Source organism: Microcoleus sp. B7-D4, assembly GCF_036705125.1.
Lineage (GTDB): Bacteria > Cyanobacteriota > Cyanobacteriia > Cyanobacteriales > Microcoleaceae > Microcoleus.
Window position 1 is genome coordinate 1 of record NZ_JAUBTT010000033.1, and the last position, 16515, is coordinate 16515.

Consider the following 16515-nt stretch of genomic DNA (forward strand, 5'->3'; position numbering starts at 1 on the left):
TCTTCCTTCTTCCTTCTTCCTTCTTCCTTCTTCCTTCTTCCTTCTTCCTTCTTCCTTCTTCCTTCTTCCTTCTTCCTAACTAATTGAGCCGCATAAATATAGTAGCTTTGCGAATTCCTGTTATTTCTCCCGTACTGGTGACAGTGAGCGATCGCAAGTGGTCGAACAATGGTCTTGCCGAAAGTTCAATTAACCTCAACAGCGGGATTTGTTTTTCCCAAATTGCCCTGCTGGAGGGCCAGTCTAAATAAAAATAGCCGTCGTTAGATGGCGGTAGCGGTTCAATGCTGGTTTGAAAATCTTGATTGGCAACTAAAGAGCCTGTTTCTGCTGCTTCTAGTGCTGCGTCCATTGCTTCTACTGAAGTGGTGAAAATTTCGTATTTGCCGACGGTGGCTCGGACTCCTTTTGCCTCGGTTTCGATCGCACTTTTTCTATTATTTTCTTTACCATAATTGGGGTTCGTTGTCAACTGCGTCCAAGCGGTAATTTTCTGGTTTCTGAGAGTGAAGCTGCCGATGCTGTATTCTTTGCTGCGGGCAATTTCATCGAGTTTGTCGAGATCCTTTTGGGAATCAGCAGATTTTTCGGCGGCAAAAATCCAATCGGCACTATTTGACGAATTCGGAAGCACTGCTAAAGCGTATTCTCCTTGTACCCAGCCAAATATATCCTGCGGCAGGTTGACGCCCCAAAGTTGTTGAATATCTGCCAGAGTGCGATCGACTAAATTTGAGACTTCAGCGTTAGTGGAAACCGCCGATGACAAATCAGCCCAAAAATTCCTTAAGTCGGTGCTGGCGACCGCGAAAGGACTCGCTGAGGGAATGTATTGCAAGGCTTGCACAGGTTCGGAGAGTGTGGGAGAAGCTGTGTTTTCTCGCGATGTCACTAAAGCAGTTTGAGCCAGCAATCCCCGTCGGTTGACTCCGACAGCAACTGCGAGGGAATTAAGAGAAACTTGGGGATTTTGCTCGGTTGCTGATTGCGGGAGATTGACAAATGCTAAAGCGATTCTGCCTTGAGTTAGCTGCTGCAAAGCTTTTTGATATTCCGGGGTATTGTCGAGATTTAGGTTGGCTGATTCAACGTTATTAATTGCATCTCGAATCACAATTGGGCTATTGGAAAATAAAACAAAACTTTGGTTATTCCCATAATTTAAATTACCGCCGATGGCTGCTGTTGCGAAGCTGGATGGCAACTTGGAAGTCGGCAGAGAAAACGGGTTAAAAGGCGAAAGCGAAGCAGATTTTTTCTTGGCTATGGGTGCTTGTTTATAATTAATTTTCACGCCTTTATATATTTCCGACTGCACTGTTTTATCGCCACGAGATTGTTGGCGCCAGTAGGAGTCGAGAAATTTTTGGCTGCGATCGACCTTTTGGGAGGAAACCGCCAGCAAAAACCCGGCTTGTTTGCCGTTGCTGCTGTCGCCATCGAAATCAGGGGTTGTGACGGCGAGGGTAATTTCGTCACCTATCCAAGGTTGGATATCTCGACTGTAATCCAGACCTGTATTGGCGAGGAAACTTTTTTTGATTTGCTCAAATTCTGCGTGCGATCGACTTCTTTCTTCGGGAGTGGCAAAAACTTGTCGCAATGCTTCGAGGCGATCGGGATTTACCAGCATTGAAGCTAACAAAGGTGCTTGTTTCGAGACAAACACAGCCGCAGCCGGAGTAGTTGTCGGCCCGCCGGCGAGCAAATTCAGGGGAGTGTGAGTTGTCAGCCAGTAAAAACCACCGGCACTCAAGCCTAAGAGTGCCAAGACGCCAGCAATGAGGAAAGAAAAGAACGATCGCAACTTCATACAACAAGGACTAATGACCACAGTCTATTATTAACTATAGCCTTTCTCAGTAAATGAGGTGCTCGTAGGGCATAGGGCATAGGGCATAGGGCATAGGGCATAGGACTTGCCCCCATACCTCACCACGCTTGAGAACCGCTATAGAGTAGCGCATAACCGTGGCTATCGGCAGATACTTTTTGTGCGGTTCGCAAAAAAAAAAGGCTAAAATAAAATATTCTCAATATCTAAAACCAAGTAAAATGCTAACAATATCAACGCCCCCCGAACAGCGAATTTTACTCCCCAATATCAGTTGGCACTTATATGAAAATCTCCTAGGGGAACTGGGCAACAAACGTTCCACCAGAATTGCTTATCATCAAGGTCAATTAGAAATTATGGTGCCACTACCCGAACATGAAAATCGCAACAGGCTGATCGATCGCTTAATTGTAACTCTCATAGAAGAACTCAATCTTGAGTACAACCCCTTTGGCTCGATGACTATAAAAAAACGCAAAAAAGCAGCGGGTAAAGAACCAGATTCATGCTATTATATCCAGAATGAAGCACTGGTCAGAGGGAGAACTGAATTAGACTTTGCTCAAGATCCGCCGCCAGATTTAGCACTGGAAATTGATATTACCAGCAGTTCCTTAAATCAATTCGATTTATATGCAGATTTAGGCGTACCAGAAATTTGGCGGTACGACGGACGAAGCATCAAGTTTTATCAATTGCAAAATGGTGAATATGCCGAGTGCAATTTTTCCCTGGCTTTCCCGATGCTACCGACTGCAAAAGTTGACGAATTTATCGATCGCTGTCAAACTACAGGCGCAACCGCAGCAGTGCGAGAATTCCGGGAATGGGTAAAAAATCAGTAATTGTGTAGTCTACCACGGCACTCCTCGCGCATCGGAAAAATCTGCATCTAGAACCGCCCCTCGATCGAAAACAGCATCAGTTAAATCAGCCTTTCTAAATGACGTTATCGACAATTTTTCTATCTGTTCAACAGCGATAAAAAATCCGATCGCAGTTAACCCAAGAATTACCCCAGAAACCAAAAATAAGACAATTCCCCTGAGAGTATCTCCCCCCAAAAATGTCACAATACCGCTAGCGCCGATCGCCGCAGCAGCCCCAGCCACAGCCCCCGCCACAATCCCAGCCTCGCACCGAGTCGCAGCAATCGCCGTCGCAGCGGTTCCGGCCACCGCCACAGCCCCCGCATCTGCCCCGGCAATCAGTCCAATCAAAGCCCCAGCCGTCGTCACTGTCACCGCAGTCACCCCAGCCCTAGCAATCAAATTTCTCACCCGCCTGCGGCTTTGTCCGGTTCGGACACCCTGAAAATTTGCCCCCCTCAAAATCGCCCCGGTGAAATTGCAGCCTCGAATGTCGCAACCGCTGAAATTCGCCCCTGACAAGTCAAGCCCTTTAAAAGAAAGGTTCCGCAAGTTTTGGTTAGCAAAATTGAGATTTCGAGGTAAAGTCATTCGATTTTAGATTTGAGATTTGAGATTTTAGATTAACCAACGCATTGCGCCTAGGATTGTAGATTTTAGATTAACCAACCACAGGGCATTTAGCTAAACCGCCGAAATACCCACACTAATCTGATTACAGCTATAGTGTGGGATGAATAGGCGAGTCAAGGTAGGTACGGAGTTGACCAATTAATTTTCGTAGTCACTGATCAATTTATCAACAAATTCTCTGAGACGTTCAGGCCAGTCGGGAACAGCCTTAAGTTTCTCTTTTTGTCCTTCGTAACCTTTGAATCCGATCGTTTCCTTGTCTAGAGGGCGTTTGAGCCGTTTTTTGGCGCCGAATGTATTATTTTTCTGGAATGGCATTGACACGCTTGCTGACAGTAAGTTAACTTACATATAACATAATTAACAAAATCTAGGGAATGAGAACCTCTTACCAGTATCGATTACGTCCAACAAAGTTACAAGCCATTGAGATTGACAGATGGCTGTCAATGATGTGTAGCCAGTATAACTATTTGTTGGCGGATAGGTTTAACTGGTATGAGCAAAACCGTTCTCCCATCAATGCCTGTCCTCTGGTTTGCCACTTACCCCAACTGCGGGACAACCCAGATTACTACAGTCAGAAGAAGACGTTACCTCAACTCAAGAAAACTCACCCTTGGTATGGCGAGGTTTATTCTCAAGTTCTCCAAGATGTAGTTAAACGAGTTAAGGTAACTTTTGATCGTTTCCTAAAAGGTGATAGCAATGGAAAGCGTAGCGGTAGACCTCGATTTAAACCACGCAGTCGTTACCGCACATTCACTTATCCTCAAGTTAAAGACGGCTGCTTGCAGAATAACTTAATCAACTTGCCGATGCTCGGAAAAGTTAAAGTTGTTTTACACCGTTCCATACCTGATGGATTCAAAATCAAAACCGTTTCTATCACCAAAAAAGCTGATGGGTACTATCTTACGCTCTCCCTAGAAGATTCAACAGTCCCTGAAATCAAGGCAGATTTTAATCCAAACAAGATTACTGGAATTGATGTTGGGCTGAAGGAATTTTTGACAACCTCAGAGGGCGAGACTGTTGCAATCCCTCAACATTACCGCAAAACCCAAAAACGCCTACGAACTATCCAGAAGCGAGTCTCACGCCGCAAAAAAGGTAGCAACCGCAGGCAGAAAGCAGTTAAGCAATTGGGGAAGTGTCACAAAAAAATAGCGGACAAGCGTAAAGACTTTCATTTCAAGACTGCTAACGCTCTATTGAATAAATATGATGTTATTGCGGTTGAAGACTTGAATATCAAGGGACTTTCCCGCACAAAATTAGCTAAATCTGTGTTGGATGCTGGGTGGTCAAGCTTTCTGTCGATACTAACAAATAAAGCCGTAAATGCTGGCTTGTTGGTAGTGCCAGTAAGTGCCTATAACACTTCACAAGATTGTTCAAGTTGCGACGAAAAAGTACCGAAAAAGCTGCATGAAAGATGGCATCACTGCGCTCGTTGTGGGTGTAGTCTTGACCGCGATCATAATGCAGCCATAGTGATAAGAAATAGAGCGGTGGGTCATCCCGTTCTTAACGCTCAGTCAATGTCCGAAGCAATAGCTGGAGTCGCTGAGAAACCTACACAATATTGTACTCAGTTGGTGTAGGAGTATGTCACAATAAAGCCTGTGGTTTATAACAAGTTTCCATGTCTCCCATCTCCGAATCCCCATTTTCCCCCGAACAAATTGCCGCTGAAAGACTCAAACCAGAAGAATATGAAGAAATCGTTCAGCGTCTAGGTCGCCATCCTAATAAAGCTGAATTGGGAATGTTCGGCGTCATGTGGAGCGAACACTGCTGTTACAAAAATTCGCGGCCACTATTAAAACAGTTTCCCACAGAGGGCGATCGAATTCTCGTCGGGCCTGGAGAAAATGCCGGCGTCGTAGACTTGGGAGACGGCTTGCAACTCGCCTTCAAAATTGAATCCCACAACCACCCGTCAGCAGTCGAACCTTTCCAAGGTGCAGCAACCGGTGTCGGGGGGATTCTCCGCGATATCTTCACAATGGGTGCACGCCCGATCGCACTTTTAAATTCCCTGCGTTTCGGCAACTTAGACGATGCTAAAACTCAGAGATTGTTCAAAGGCGTAGTATCGGGAATTTCCCATTATGGAAATTGCATCGGAGTACCCACAGTTGGCGGCGAAGTTTATTTCGATCCTGCTTATTCCGGCAACCCATTAGTTAACGTCATGGCCTTGGGTTTAATGGAAACTCAAGAAATCGTCAAATCCGGGGCATCCGGCATCGGAAATCCCGTGCTTTATGTCGGTTCAACTACCGGGCGAGATGGCATGGGAGGAGCAAGTTTTGCCAGTGCAGAATTGACAGACAAATCAATGGACGATCGCCCCGCAGTCCAAGTAGGAGATCCATTTTTAGAAAAATCCTTAATTGAAGCTTGTTTAGAAGCATTCAAAACCGGTGCAGTCGTCGCCGCCCAAGACATGGGTGCGGCGGGAATCACCTGTTCCACATCAGAAATGGCAGCCAAAGGTGGCGTTGGCATTGAATTCGATTTAGACAAAGTTCCCGTTCGAGAAAGCGGCATGATTCCCTACGAATACCTGCTTTCGGAATCCCAAGAACGGATGTTGTTTGTTGCCCAAAAAGGACGGGAACAGGAATTAATCGATATTTTTCACCGCTGGGGATTGCACGCGGTAGTAGCGGGGACAGTCATCGAAGAGCCGATCGTCCGAATTCTCTTTAAAGGCGAAATCGCTGCCGAAATTACCGCAACTGCTTTGGCAGATAACACACCAATTTATCACCGAGAATTGTTGACAGAGCCGCCCGAATATGCTAAAAAAGCATGGGAATGGACGGCGGATTCCCTGCCACAATCCACAGTTAAAGGTATCGAAATTAACGGCATTTTCCAAACTTGGAATCAGATTTTGCTGACGCTTTTAGATACTCCCACCATCGCTTCTAAACGCTGGGTTTATCGCCAATACGACCATCAAGTGCAAAACAATACTGTTGTTTTACCGGGAGGCGCTGATGCTGCGGTTGTCAGATTGCGTCCGCTAGAACCTTGCCACTCTTCCCTTGCTAACGGGTTAGAAGTACACCCCCTTGCTAAGGGGGATCTACTGAGAGAAAATGCTGTTTCTCTAGCTTCCGAAAGCAAACAGGAAGAAGAGGTAATTCCTCTATTTACAAAGGCACAAGGTAGGGAAACTCCCAAACTTTCTCCCCCCCTTAGCAAGGAGGAAGCGCCGCAGGGGGCTATTCCCGGAGTTGCTGCAACGGTTGATTGCAATTCTCGTTATGTTTATCTCGATCCTTATGAAGGTGCAAAAGCAGTCGTAGCGGAAGCAGCGAGAAACTTAAGTTGTGTGGGCGCTGAACCTCTGGCAGTTACGGATAATTTGAATTTTGGCAGTCCCGAAAAGCCGATCGGATATTGGCAGTTAGCGTCAGCTTGTCGCGGGATTGCTGATGCTTGTCGGGAGTTGGGAACGCCTGTTACTGGTGGCAATGTTTCTCTTTACAATGAAACGGTTGATGCTGAGGGGAATCCTCAACCAATTTATCCGACTCCGGTAATCGGAATGGTGGGGTTAATTCCCGATTTGACCAAGATTTCTGGCCAAGCTTGGCTAAAGAAAGGTGATTTAATTTATGTGCTGGGAATTGGGGAATCATCCCAAAACTCAGAACTTCCATCTGAAAGCTCAACAATCGATACTTCTCCTACTTTGGGAGGTTCGGAATATTTAGCAGCAATTCACGGGATTGTAGCTGGGAAACCGCCAAGGATAGATTTTGAGTTAGAAAGAAAAGTGCAATCGGTTTGTCGGGATGGAATTCGGCAAGGTTGGGTATGTTCTGCCCATGATTGTGCGGAAGGTGGAATTGCGATCGCCCTCGCGGAATCCTGTATTTCTGCTAAAATGGGTGCAGAAATTCATCTCAGTTTCAATTCGGCAAATGTCAGCCGCTGGGATGAAATTTTGTTTGGTGAAATGGGCAACTGCATTGTAGTTTCAGTCGCACCGAAAAATCAAGAAATTTGGGAGTCTTACCTGGAAGAACATTTGACCAAAATGTGGCATAAAATTGGTGTAGTTTGCTGTGCTGAATCACCTTTGCGGGTTGTGACTGCTGACAATCAAGCGTTAATTGAGGTGGCGATGGGTGAGATGGGCGATCGATTCTATAATGCGATCGAGCGTCGGATTGCATCTGTCTAATCCCATTCCATATACAGGGCGTTTGAAACCACGTCTACACAGTTGAAGCCGTAGGGTGCGTCGCATCAAAAATCTGTAAGGAAGATCGACAATTTCACAGCGACGCACCACACAATAGTAAGGTGCGTCGCCATCTAAAATCTGACAGCGACGCACCCTACAAATTATCACTCATAAAATCGCCTGGTTGAATCGCCCAATTAATCTATACAATATAAACAATATCATTCATAAAATAAATGATTTGCTGCATCAACCCCAACTGCGAAAAGCCTGAAAACCCCGACGGGCAAACATATTGCATCACTTGTGGCGTCAAACTCGTACCAATTCTGCGAAGCCGTTTCCGCATGATCAAATTTCTTGGTCAAGGCGGCTTCGGCAGAACCTATTTAGCAGAAGATATTGATAAACTCAATCAACGCTGTGTCGTTAAACAATTAGCACCCAATGTCCAGGGAACTTGGGCGATTAACAAAGCAGTAGAATTATTTCAGCAAGAAGCCAGACAACTACAACAGCTAGGACAACACCCCCAAATTCCATCCCTTGATGCCTATTTTGAACAAGACAACTATTTGTATCTGGTACAACAGTTTGTCGATGGTGATAATTTATTAAAGCTTTTCCAAAATCGGGGAATTTGGCAAGAAAGCCAAGTTAAGCGACTATTACTCGAACTCTTACCTGTTCTCAAGTTTATTCACGAACAAAAAATCATTCACCGCGATATCAAGCCTGAGAATATTATGCGCCGTCGCAGCGATGGTTTGTTAGTTCTCATTGATTTCGGAGTTTCCAAACAGTTGTCTGGAACAGTGATGTCGAGACTGGGAACACAAATTGGTTCGGATGGTTATGCACCGCTTGAACAAATGCAAGGGGGTGAAGCTTATCCAGCCAGCGATTTATTTAGCTTGGGGGCGACGGCTTTTCATCTACTGACGGGGGTATATCCTTTTAGTTTGTGGGTGGAACATGGTTATAGTTGGACTGCAAATTGGCAGCAACATTTGAAAATTCCCATAGACAATGGATTGGCATTGATTCTTTCTAAGTTGTTAGCAAAAGATATCCAGCAGCGCTATCAATCAGCAGAGGAAGTTCTCAAAGATTTTCGACGTCAGTCAATACCAACTTTTGCGCCGACACCAACTTTTGCGCCAATATCAACTCCCAAGCCGACACCAACTCCTGCGCCAATATCAACTCCCAAGCCGACACCCAATCCTGCGCCAATATCAACTCCCACGCTGACTTTACCAACTTTTGACTTTGAAGTGGTGACAGTTAATGCACGGGGTAATATAACTAACCGTCAACGCCATCAAGCACAATTTATTAGTGAAAATTTAGGTAGCGGTGCAATCTTGGACATGGTAGCAATTCCAGGTGGCAGTTTTGTGATGGGTTCCCCCAGTACGGAAACAGGACGAAGTGACAATGAAGGGCCACAGCATAATGTGAATATCCCTCCTTTTTTTATGGGTAAATATGAAGTCACTCAAGCACAATATCAAGCGGTGATGGGAAATAACCCATCTAATTTCAAAGGTGCGAAACGTCCAGTAGAAAATGTAAGTTGGGATGAGGCTGTGGAATTCTGCCAAAAACTTTCTGAAAAAACAGAGAAGACTTATCGTTTACCATCGGAAGCGGAATGGGAATATGCTTGTCGCGCGGGAACTACAACGCCTTTCTATTTTGGTGACACAATTACGCCAGATTTAGTTAATTATGACGGCAATAATCCCTACGGTGCTGCACCCAAAGGACTTTGGCGTGAACAAACAACAGATGTAGGGAGTTTTCCGCCGAATGCTTTTGGTTTATACGATATGCACGGCAATGTTTGGGAATGGTGCAGCGATAAATGGCATGGTAATTATAACGGCGCACCGACTGACGGAAGTTCTTGGGAACCTGGAACAAATAATAACCGAGCGCGGCGTGGCGGTTCCTGGGACAGCAATGCGGTCTATTGCCGTTGTGCCTATCGTGACTTCCTCTCGGCGGGCTTCAGGTGGAGGCTCAGGGGTTTTCGCGTAGCTCTGGTTTCCGCGTAGTCTCCGGTTTTTGGTTCTGTGCTGTAGCTAAGTAGTAGGGTGCGTCGCCCGCAACAATCTACAAATCAAATCGACAATCTCGCAGCGACGCACCGCGAGAGTCAGTCAATCGATTTTAGATTTTAGATTTTAGATTAAAGAATTCAAAAATCGACCTCACGGATGAATCCGGGGGCTTGTGAAGAGGATTCCGAGATTAGGCCGGGGCTGGTTTATTATGTTGTTGGTTCCGACATAGATGGTTGGTAAAACCCGCTCCTACCGCAGACTTAAGCCGACCGAGCTTGATAACTAATAGACATATCGCCTTACAATATCAAATAGCTACACAATTCATAAATCCCCAAATTTATATGACAATCGAAGAATTAGAAGTACAACTCCTGGCCTTAACCGCGATCGAAAAAGCTGAGGCGATCGGCATCTTAACTCAAAGCCTGAAAAACAGCGGCCGCCCGATAACCAAAACTCCCGGCGTGATGGGCGGTGATGCTTGTATTGACAAAACTCGCATTCCCGTTTGGTTGCTCGCCAGCTATCGCAATGACGGCGCTACCGATGCTTTTATCCTAGACTGCTACCCCCATCTCAGTGCTGCTGATTTGGTAAATGTTTGGGCTTATACTGAAGCTTATCCTGACGAAATTGAGTCAGCAATTCGACAGCAAGATGATGCTGACGAAATCTTAGATACACCGGAAAATATCAAATAAACCTATGGCACGTCTCTATGCAGACGAACACTTTCCCCGACAAGTTGTGCAAAATCTGCGCTCTTTGGGCCATGATATCCTGACTGTTCAAGAAGCAGGAAATGCTGGACTACCTGATGAGGATGTATTAGTATTTGCCATCAGTGACAATCGAGCTGTTTTGACCATCAATCGGCGCGATTTCTTTCAACTGCACAAGCTGAAACCTGACCATTGCGGTATTATTGCCTGCACGCGAGATGACGATATGCCTAGACTGAGTGCGAATATTAATGATGCGATATCTACTGCTGAGATACTGACGGGGAAAGTGATTCGTGTCTATCGTTCTGGGCCGCCGTCCATATCTTAATTGAATTTAATAATTCTATCTACAATCTCCAAGTAAGATGCAAATCTCACATATCCGCACCCTACAAATTAGACTACTGGACGCCCTCCGCCTTCATAAGCGGGTTTTTTACCGAATCTACGAGAGCGAACGAAGTATTTTCATAAAAAAAAACCGGTTTCTGGGCCCCATGCGTAAGTCCTATACAATATAAACAATATCATTCCTAAAATAAATGATTTGCTGTATCAATCCAGACTGCCCCAATCCTCAAAACCCCGACGGGCAAACATATTGCATCAGTTGTGGCCTTCAACTCGTACCCATCCTGCGAAATCGTTTCCGCATGATCAAACTCCTCGGTCAAGGTGGCTTCGGCAGAACCTATTTAGCAGAAGATATTGATAGACTAAATCAACGCTGTGTCGTTAAACAATTAGCACCCGATGTCCAGGGAACTTGGGCGATTAACAAAGCGGTAGAATTATTTCAGCTAGAAGCTAGACAACTGCAACAGCTAGGACAACATCCCCAAATTCCATCACTAGATGCCTACTTTGAAGACAACAAATATTTGTATCTCGTACAGCAGTTTGTTGATGGTGATAATTTGTTGACGCTTTTCCAAAATCAGGGAATTTTGCAAGAAAGCCAAGTTAAGCAACTATTACTCGAACTTCTACCTGTTCTCAAGTTTGTTCACGAACAAAAAATCATTCACCGAGATATCAAGCCTGAGAATATTATGCGCCGTCGCAGCGACGGTTTGTTAATGCTGATTGATTTCGGAGTTTCCAAACAGTTGTCGGGAACAGTGATATCGCGACAGGGAACGCAAATTGGTTCGCATGGTTATGCACCGCTTGAACAAATGCAAGGGGGTGAAGCTTATGCAGCCAGCGATTTGTTTAGCTTGGGGGCGACGGCTTTTCATCTACTGACGGGGGTACATCCTTATGGTTTGTGGACGGAACACGGTTATAGCTGGACTGGAAATTGGCAGCAACATTTGAAGAGTCCCATAGACAAGGAATTGGAATTAATTTTATCTAAGTTGTTGGCAAAAGATATCCAGCAGCGCTATCAATCAGCAGAGGAAGTTTTCAGAGATTTTCAACGTCAGTCTGGACAATCTCCCGCACCGACACCAATTCCCACAATTCCTGTGATTCCACAGCACTCTTTGCCGTTACGAACTAACACAACAAGGCGAGGTTTCTTGCAATTAGCGGGTTTTGCTGGGGGAGGATTTGCATTAGCTGTGCTGAGTCAAAGTTTGTTGAACAACAAAACTTCTTCATCTTCACCAAATCTTCCACCTTCATCCAAAAATGCGGCCCCATCTCCTAAATCATCAGCTCAAAAATCATCTCCAAAAACTACAGCCAAAAGTTCATCGCCCAAACCCTCTCCACAATCTGTAGCAGAAAGTCCATCGCCAAAACCATCTCCAAAACCATCTCCAAAACCATCTCCAAAACCCGCACCAGAAACTCCAAAACCTACGCCATCTTCCAATGCTTTAAAAAGCTTTACTTTTGAAACAGTGACAGTCAACTCAACGGGGCAAATTGCCAACCGCCGTCAAGGAAAAGCACAGGCTTTTATAGAAAATATGGGGAATGGTATTACTCTAGACATGGTAGCAATTCCTGGTGGCAGTTTTGTGATGGGTTCGCCCGATACGGAAGCCGGACGAAGTAGTTATGAAGGGCCGCAGCGTACCGTGAATATCCCTGCTTTTTTTATGGGTAAATATGAGATCACTCAAGAACAATACCAAGCGGTGATGGGAAATAACCCTTCTGAGTTCAAAGGTGCGAAACTTCCTGTCGAAAAAGTAAGCTGGAATGACGCTGTGGAATTCTGCAAGCGGCTTTCTAAAAAAACAGGCAAGACTTATCGCTTACCTTCAGAAGCGGAATGGGAATATGCTTGCCGCGCCGGAACTAAAACACCTTTCTATTTTGGTGAAACAATTACCCCAGATTTAGTTAATTATAATGGCAATAATCCCTACGCTGGGGCATCGAAGGGACTTTACCGCAAACAAACAACTGATGTCGGGAATTTTTTACCCAATGCTTTTGGACTTTATGATATGCACGGAAATGTTTGGGAATGGTGCAGTGATCTCGATAACGATCGAAGCGATCGCCGGGTGCGGTGTGGCGGTTCCTGGAAGGACGCTGCGGTGAATTGTCGCAGTGCGTATCGTCTTAGCAATTTGGCGGGCGATGGTTACTCGGACATCGGTTTTCGCGTGGCTTTGGTTTCCGCGTAGCCGGTTGAAGCCGTAGGGTGCGTCGCCCGAAACAATCTACAAGTTCGATCGACAATCTCGCAGCGACGCACCGCGAGAGTCAGTCAGGTGCGTCGCCATCTCAAATTTGTAAATTCCACCCTTAAATCTCGCAGCGACGCACCCTACAATAACGGAAATCGATCAAACCTGGTTTATTTTCGTTAAAATATGCCAAGGTCACACATCAGGAAGGATAAAAAATATGACCCTCAATCTTCCTCTTCCCGATTCAATTCAAAATTTTATTAACGAACAAGTGGCAATCGGAGGCTACAGTAATGCAGCGGAATACATCTTGCACCTAATTCGCCAAGAACAAGCAAGATCCGCGCGGGTTGAGTCGTTATTGTTGGCTGGTTTGGATAGTGGCAATTCTCTAGAGATTACCGATGATTGGTGGGAGCAAAAACGGGCTCAGTTGGTGCAGAAACTTGACCCACAGCAGCAATGACTAAACGGATTGTCATTACACCAAGAGCGAGTCAAGATTTAGACGAAAATTTTGCTTATATTGCTCAAAATAATCTTGATGCTGCATTGCGTTTTTTTGATGCAGCACGTCAGACCTTTGCGAGATTGGCTCAAATGTCGGGAATGGGTCGCCTGTATCCGGTTCAAAATCCACGGTTGGAGGGTTTGCGAAGATTGTCAGTTAGGGGTTTTGAGAATTATCTGATTTTCTATCTGTCTTTTGATAACTATATTAAGGTAGTGAGAATTCTGCACGCCGCGAGAGATTTAGAGGAAGTTTTGTCAGGAGATGAAGCTGATTGACTTTGTAGAGTAGGAAAATTTTTCAGGCTGCAAACTCTCCATCCCACCGTTAACTCCTGTCGAGATTACTTAATACTCGATCGCGCCCAAAATTGACATTACATGGTCGCACAGATTCCCATGATAATATAGTATGTCAATCTCACAGAAAAGTCAAGCTCGATCGCCCTTAAATCCTAATATTTGAAAAAGCCCATCAAGCAAGTTTCTAATTTATTTTCCATTGCACGATCGCCTATCTCTTCGTTCCCCTCTCCTGAGACGAGAGTTTTACTTTTAAGCGATTTCAAGAGACTGCTGGCGAATTTAAAAATTGTTTCACCCCTTACCCCCTAAAAATAGTGGCTTTGGACTAAATATTTAATTAACCATATAGCTATTAAGTAGCCAGAACGAAAGAAAATGCTGCATTCGTGATGTGAGGGGTAACACCCTTGGTGAATTCGCCAACAGTATTTTTCAATCGCCGAATCCCTCGCCCACAATTAATCAAGGTTAATATAGGATCAGGGGGCGATCGATACTACAATGCCATTGAACGCCGCATCGCTTCTGTCTGAAATGCTACACGAGTTGGAAATAATGACAGATCCGTGGCAAGATTAAGGGAATGTTAAGTTATGCGACGCCTTCGCAAACAAGATTTCCCGCTGAAACTGTCCCCCTAACCCACCTTCCCCATTAGGAACCCACCCATCTATGATTCCCAACCATTCCTTCGCGGCTGACGAGCATTCTAGCAAACCCGACAAGCCCGAGGAAGCTTGTGGCGTTTTCGGTATCTACGCACCGGGTGAAGATGTCGCCAAGTTGACCTACTTCGGTTTGTATGCCTTGCAGCACCGGGGTCAGGAATCAGCAGGGATTGCCACCTTTGACGGTGAAAAAGTACACCTGCACAAAGATATGGGACTGGTTTCCCAAGTCTTCAACGAATCGAGTTTAGGTCACTTGCCCGGTAACTTAGCCGTAGGACACACTCGCTACTCTACTACCGGCTCGTCGCGCGTGGTCAACGCTCAGCCTGTGGTTGTCGAAACTCGTTTGGGAAGTCTGGCATTGGCACATAACGGGAATCTTGTCAATACAAAAGAATTGCGGGAAGAATTGCTGTCTCGGAAGTGCGAATTTGTGAGCACGACGGATTCAGAGGCGATCGCCGTGGCGATCGGTTCCGAGGTAGACAAGGGCAAAGACTGGCTGGAAGCAGCGATCAGTGCGTTTGCTATGTGCCAAGGAGCCTTTAGTTTGACGATCGCCACTCCCAAAGGCGTGATGGGAGTCCGCGACCCCCAGGGCGTCCGCCCGCTGGTAATTGGCATCCTCCCCACAACTCCGGTACGATACGTTTTAGCATCGGAAACTTGTGGCTTGGATATTATCGGTGCTGAATTTTTGCGGGACGTAGAACCGGGGGAATTAGTTTGGATTACAGAGGAAGGTATGGCTTCCTTCCACTGGAGTCAGCAGCAGAAGCGCAAACTTTGCATCTTTGAAATGATCTATTTTGCTCGCCCCGATAGCCAGATGGAAGGTGAAAGTTTGTACAGCTACCGACTGCGGATCGGGCGTTTGTTGGCAGCAGAATCTCCGGCTGATGCTGATATAGTGATCGGGGTTCCCGATTCTGGAATCCCGGCGGCGATCGGCTTTTCTCAAGCTTCCGGCATTCCTTACGCCGAAGGATTGATTAAAAACCGCTACGTGGGGCGCACTTTTATTCAACCGACTCAGACAATGCGCGAGTCAGGAATCCGCATGAAACTCAACCCTCTCAAAGATGTCTTGGAAGGGAAGCGGGTAATTATTATCGATGATTCGATCGTGCGCGGTACAACCAGTCGCAAAATCGTCAAAGCCTTGCGGGATGCTGGCGCAACCGCAGTTCACATGAGAATTTCTTCGCCACCGGTGACTCATCCGTGTTTCTACGGGATCGACACCGACAATCAAGATCAGTTGATTGCTGCTACTAAGTCAGTCGCAGAAATCGGCATCCAAATAGGGGTAGATTCTTTGGCTTTCTTGAGTTGGGATGGAATGCTGAAGGCGACTAACGAAGACCCGATGAGTTTTTGTTCGGCGTGTTTCACTGGTGATTATCCGATCGACGTTCCAGAAATGGTAAAACGGTCTAAGCTCATATTAGAAAAAGCTGCAACCTAGAAAATCCAAAAGCGAGAAAGCGATCGCCCGTCACTTTCCGCAATTTAGGGATTTTCAAGTTTTTCTGGTAAGTCATTGCCAGAATGTGTGTAGAAATGTTACATTAACTTAGCTTTAGCAATTCTTGCAGAATTGGTGAACTGTAGTAAACAGTCGCTTGGGCACCACTTGTGTGAAACCCAACACTCGGATTGGAGATTGGAGATTGGAGATTTGAGACTTGTGCTTGAATCTAAAATCGCCAATCTAAAATCGATGGTTTTTCCCTACACTCTCGTTCACAATTCCTGCTCGAAACGCTGTATGCTACCTGCAGACTGGAGGTAGTTCCTCCAGATGTCCACTCTCAGATGGAAGTCGCATTTCGCACCAACAACGGGCACATGAGATTTTTTCAGATAACAGGGTCGATCGCACTAATTTTTCCGACACAAGTATTCGACAAGCCAACTTGCTTGAGAATCGCGGACGGGCTATTCATGCGAACTAAATAACTTTAGAAACCCTTGCAGAGTAAAAATATGGCTCCTTGCAGGTTGAATGTTACCTCACCTGCATAGGGGATACAACCCCCCGACTCCTGTCCGGGAGAGCCAAAAAATTTAGATATT

At 45.7% G+C, this 16515-nt stretch carries 13 protein-coding genes; 10 read left to right on the top strand and 3 right to left on the bottom strand.

Annotation, left to right across the window (positions count from 1 at the left end; genetic code table 11):
- Positions 1-79: 79 nt before the first annotated feature.
- Entirely contained in the window at positions 80-1834 is a 1755-nt protein-coding gene (locus QUB12_RS15015) for a DUF3352 domain-containing protein (protein WP_333307355.1), read from the bottom strand.
- A gap of 221 nt (positions 1835-2055) precedes the next feature.
- Between QUB12_RS15015 and QUB12_RS15020 the strand changes: the two genes are divergently transcribed.
- A complete protein-coding gene (locus tag QUB12_RS15020; RefSeq protein WP_333307358.1) occupies positions 2056-2682 on the top strand; it encodes a Uma2 family endonuclease in 627 nt (208 codons plus the stop codon).
- A 9-nt stretch (positions 2683-2691) separates the two neighbouring features.
- On the opposite strand, the gene QUB12_RS15025 is transcribed toward QUB12_RS15020, so the two are convergent.
- Together QUB12_RS15025 and QUB12_RS15030 are read right to left on the bottom strand one after the other, a co-directional pair.
- Positions 2692-3297: a pentapeptide repeat-containing protein gene (locus QUB12_RS15025; protein ID WP_333307361.1), complete on the bottom strand. Its 606-nt coding sequence runs from the start codon at positions 3295-3297 to the stop codon at positions 2692-2694.
- A gap of 180 nt (positions 3298-3477) precedes the next feature.
- Entirely contained in the window at positions 3478-3657 is a 180-nt protein-coding gene (locus QUB12_RS15030) for a hypothetical protein (RefSeq protein WP_333307364.1), read from the bottom strand.
- Between the two features lie 59 nt (positions 3658-3716).
- On the opposite strand from QUB12_RS15030, the gene QUB12_RS15035 reads away from it, so the two are divergent.
- The 9 genes from QUB12_RS15035 (at position 3717) to purF (ending at position 15904) form a co-directional block, all read left to right on the top strand.
- Entirely contained in the window at positions 3717-4946 is a 1230-nt protein-coding gene (locus QUB12_RS15035) for a transposase (protein WP_333307366.1), read from the top strand.
- Between the two features lie 41 nt (positions 4947-4987).
- On the top strand, positions 4988-7549 hold the full coding sequence (purL, locus tag QUB12_RS15040) for a phosphoribosylformylglycinamidine synthase subunit PurL (protein ID WP_333307369.1): 2562 nt from the start codon (positions 4988-4990) through the stop codon (positions 7547-7549).
- Positions 7550-7788: 239 nt separating this feature from the next.
- Complete coding sequence (locus QUB12_RS15045; protein WP_333307371.1) at positions 7789-9615, top strand: bifunctional serine/threonine-protein kinase/formylglycine-generating enzyme family protein; 1827 nt, start codon at positions 7789-7791, stop codon at positions 9613-9615.
- A 353-nt stretch (positions 9616-9968) separates the two neighbouring features.
- Positions 9969-10328, top strand: a complete 360-nt coding sequence (locus QUB12_RS15050; RefSeq protein ID WP_333080638.1) for a DUF433 domain-containing protein — start codon at positions 9969-9971, stop codon at positions 10326-10328.
- Positions 10329-10332: 4 nt separating this feature from the next.
- Entirely contained in the window at positions 10333-10680 is a 348-nt protein-coding gene (locus QUB12_RS15055; RefSeq protein WP_333144913.1) for a DUF5615 family PIN-like protein, read from the top strand.
- A 214-nt stretch (positions 10681-10894) separates the two neighbouring features.
- Positions 10895-12943 carry a bifunctional serine/threonine-protein kinase/formylglycine-generating enzyme family protein gene (locus QUB12_RS15060; RefSeq protein ID WP_333307374.1) on the top strand — a complete coding sequence of 683 codons (2049 nt, stop codon included), beginning with the start codon at positions 10895-10897 and terminating at the stop codon, positions 12941-12943.
- A 223-nt stretch (positions 12944-13166) separates the two neighbouring features.
- The gene (locus QUB12_RS15065) at positions 13167-13415 is read left to right on the top strand and encodes a type II toxin-antitoxin system ParD family antitoxin (RefSeq protein WP_333144911.1); all 249 of its coding nucleotides are present in this window, start codon (positions 13167-13169) and stop codon (positions 13413-13415) included.
- Positions 13412-13738, top strand: a complete 327-nt coding sequence (locus QUB12_RS15070; protein ID WP_333106495.1) for a type II toxin-antitoxin system RelE/ParE family toxin — start codon at positions 13412-13414, stop codon at positions 13736-13738. Before QUB12_RS15065 ends, QUB12_RS15070 begins: the two co-directional genes overlap by 4 nt.
- Before the next feature lie 699 nt (positions 13739-14437).
- A complete protein-coding gene (purF, locus tag QUB12_RS15075) occupies positions 14438-15904 on the top strand; it encodes an amidophosphoribosyltransferase (protein ID WP_333144910.1) in 1467 nt (488 codons plus the stop codon).
- Positions 15905-16515 lie beyond the last annotated feature (611 nt).

Excerpts from the sequence above, each read along its gene's own strand:
- QUB12_RS15020 (WP_333307358.1), top strand. The coding sequence starts at position 2,056 with ATGCTAACAATATCAACGCCCCCCGAACAGCGAATTTTACTCCCCAAT.
- QUB12_RS15025 (WP_333307361.1), bottom strand. The coding sequence starts at position 3,297 with ATGACTTTACCTCGAAATCTCAATTTTGCTAACCAAAACTTGCGGAAC.
- QUB12_RS15030 (WP_333307364.1), bottom strand. The coding sequence starts at position 3,657 with ATGCCATTCCAGAAAAATAATACATTCGGCGCCAAAAAACGGCTCAAA.
- QUB12_RS15035 (WP_333307366.1), top strand. The coding sequence starts at position 3,717 with ATGAGAACCTCTTACCAGTATCGATTACGTCCAACAAAGTTACAAGCC.
- purL (WP_333307369.1), top strand. The coding sequence starts at position 4,988 with ATGTCTCCCATCTCCGAATCCCCATTTTCCCCCGAACAAATTGCCGCT.
- QUB12_RS15045 (WP_333307371.1), top strand. The coding sequence starts at position 7,789 with ATGATTTGCTGCATCAACCCCAACTGCGAAAAGCCTGAAAACCCCGAC.
- QUB12_RS15050 (WP_333080638.1), top strand. The coding sequence starts at position 9,969 with ATGACAATCGAAGAATTAGAAGTACAACTCCTGGCCTTAACCGCGATC.
- QUB12_RS15055 (WP_333144913.1), top strand. The coding sequence starts at position 10,333 with ATGGCACGTCTCTATGCAGACGAACACTTTCCCCGACAAGTTGTGCAA.
- QUB12_RS15060 (WP_333307374.1), top strand. The coding sequence starts at position 10,895 with ATGATTTGCTGTATCAATCCAGACTGCCCCAATCCTCAAAACCCCGAC.
- QUB12_RS15065 (WP_333144911.1), top strand. The coding sequence starts at position 13,167 with ATGACCCTCAATCTTCCTCTTCCCGATTCAATTCAAAATTTTATTAAC.
- QUB12_RS15070 (WP_333106495.1), top strand. The coding sequence starts at position 13,412 with ATGACTAAACGGATTGTCATTACACCAAGAGCGAGTCAAGATTTAGAC.
- purF (WP_333144910.1), top strand. The coding sequence starts at position 14,438 with ATGATTCCCAACCATTCCTTCGCGGCTGACGAGCATTCTAGCAAACCC.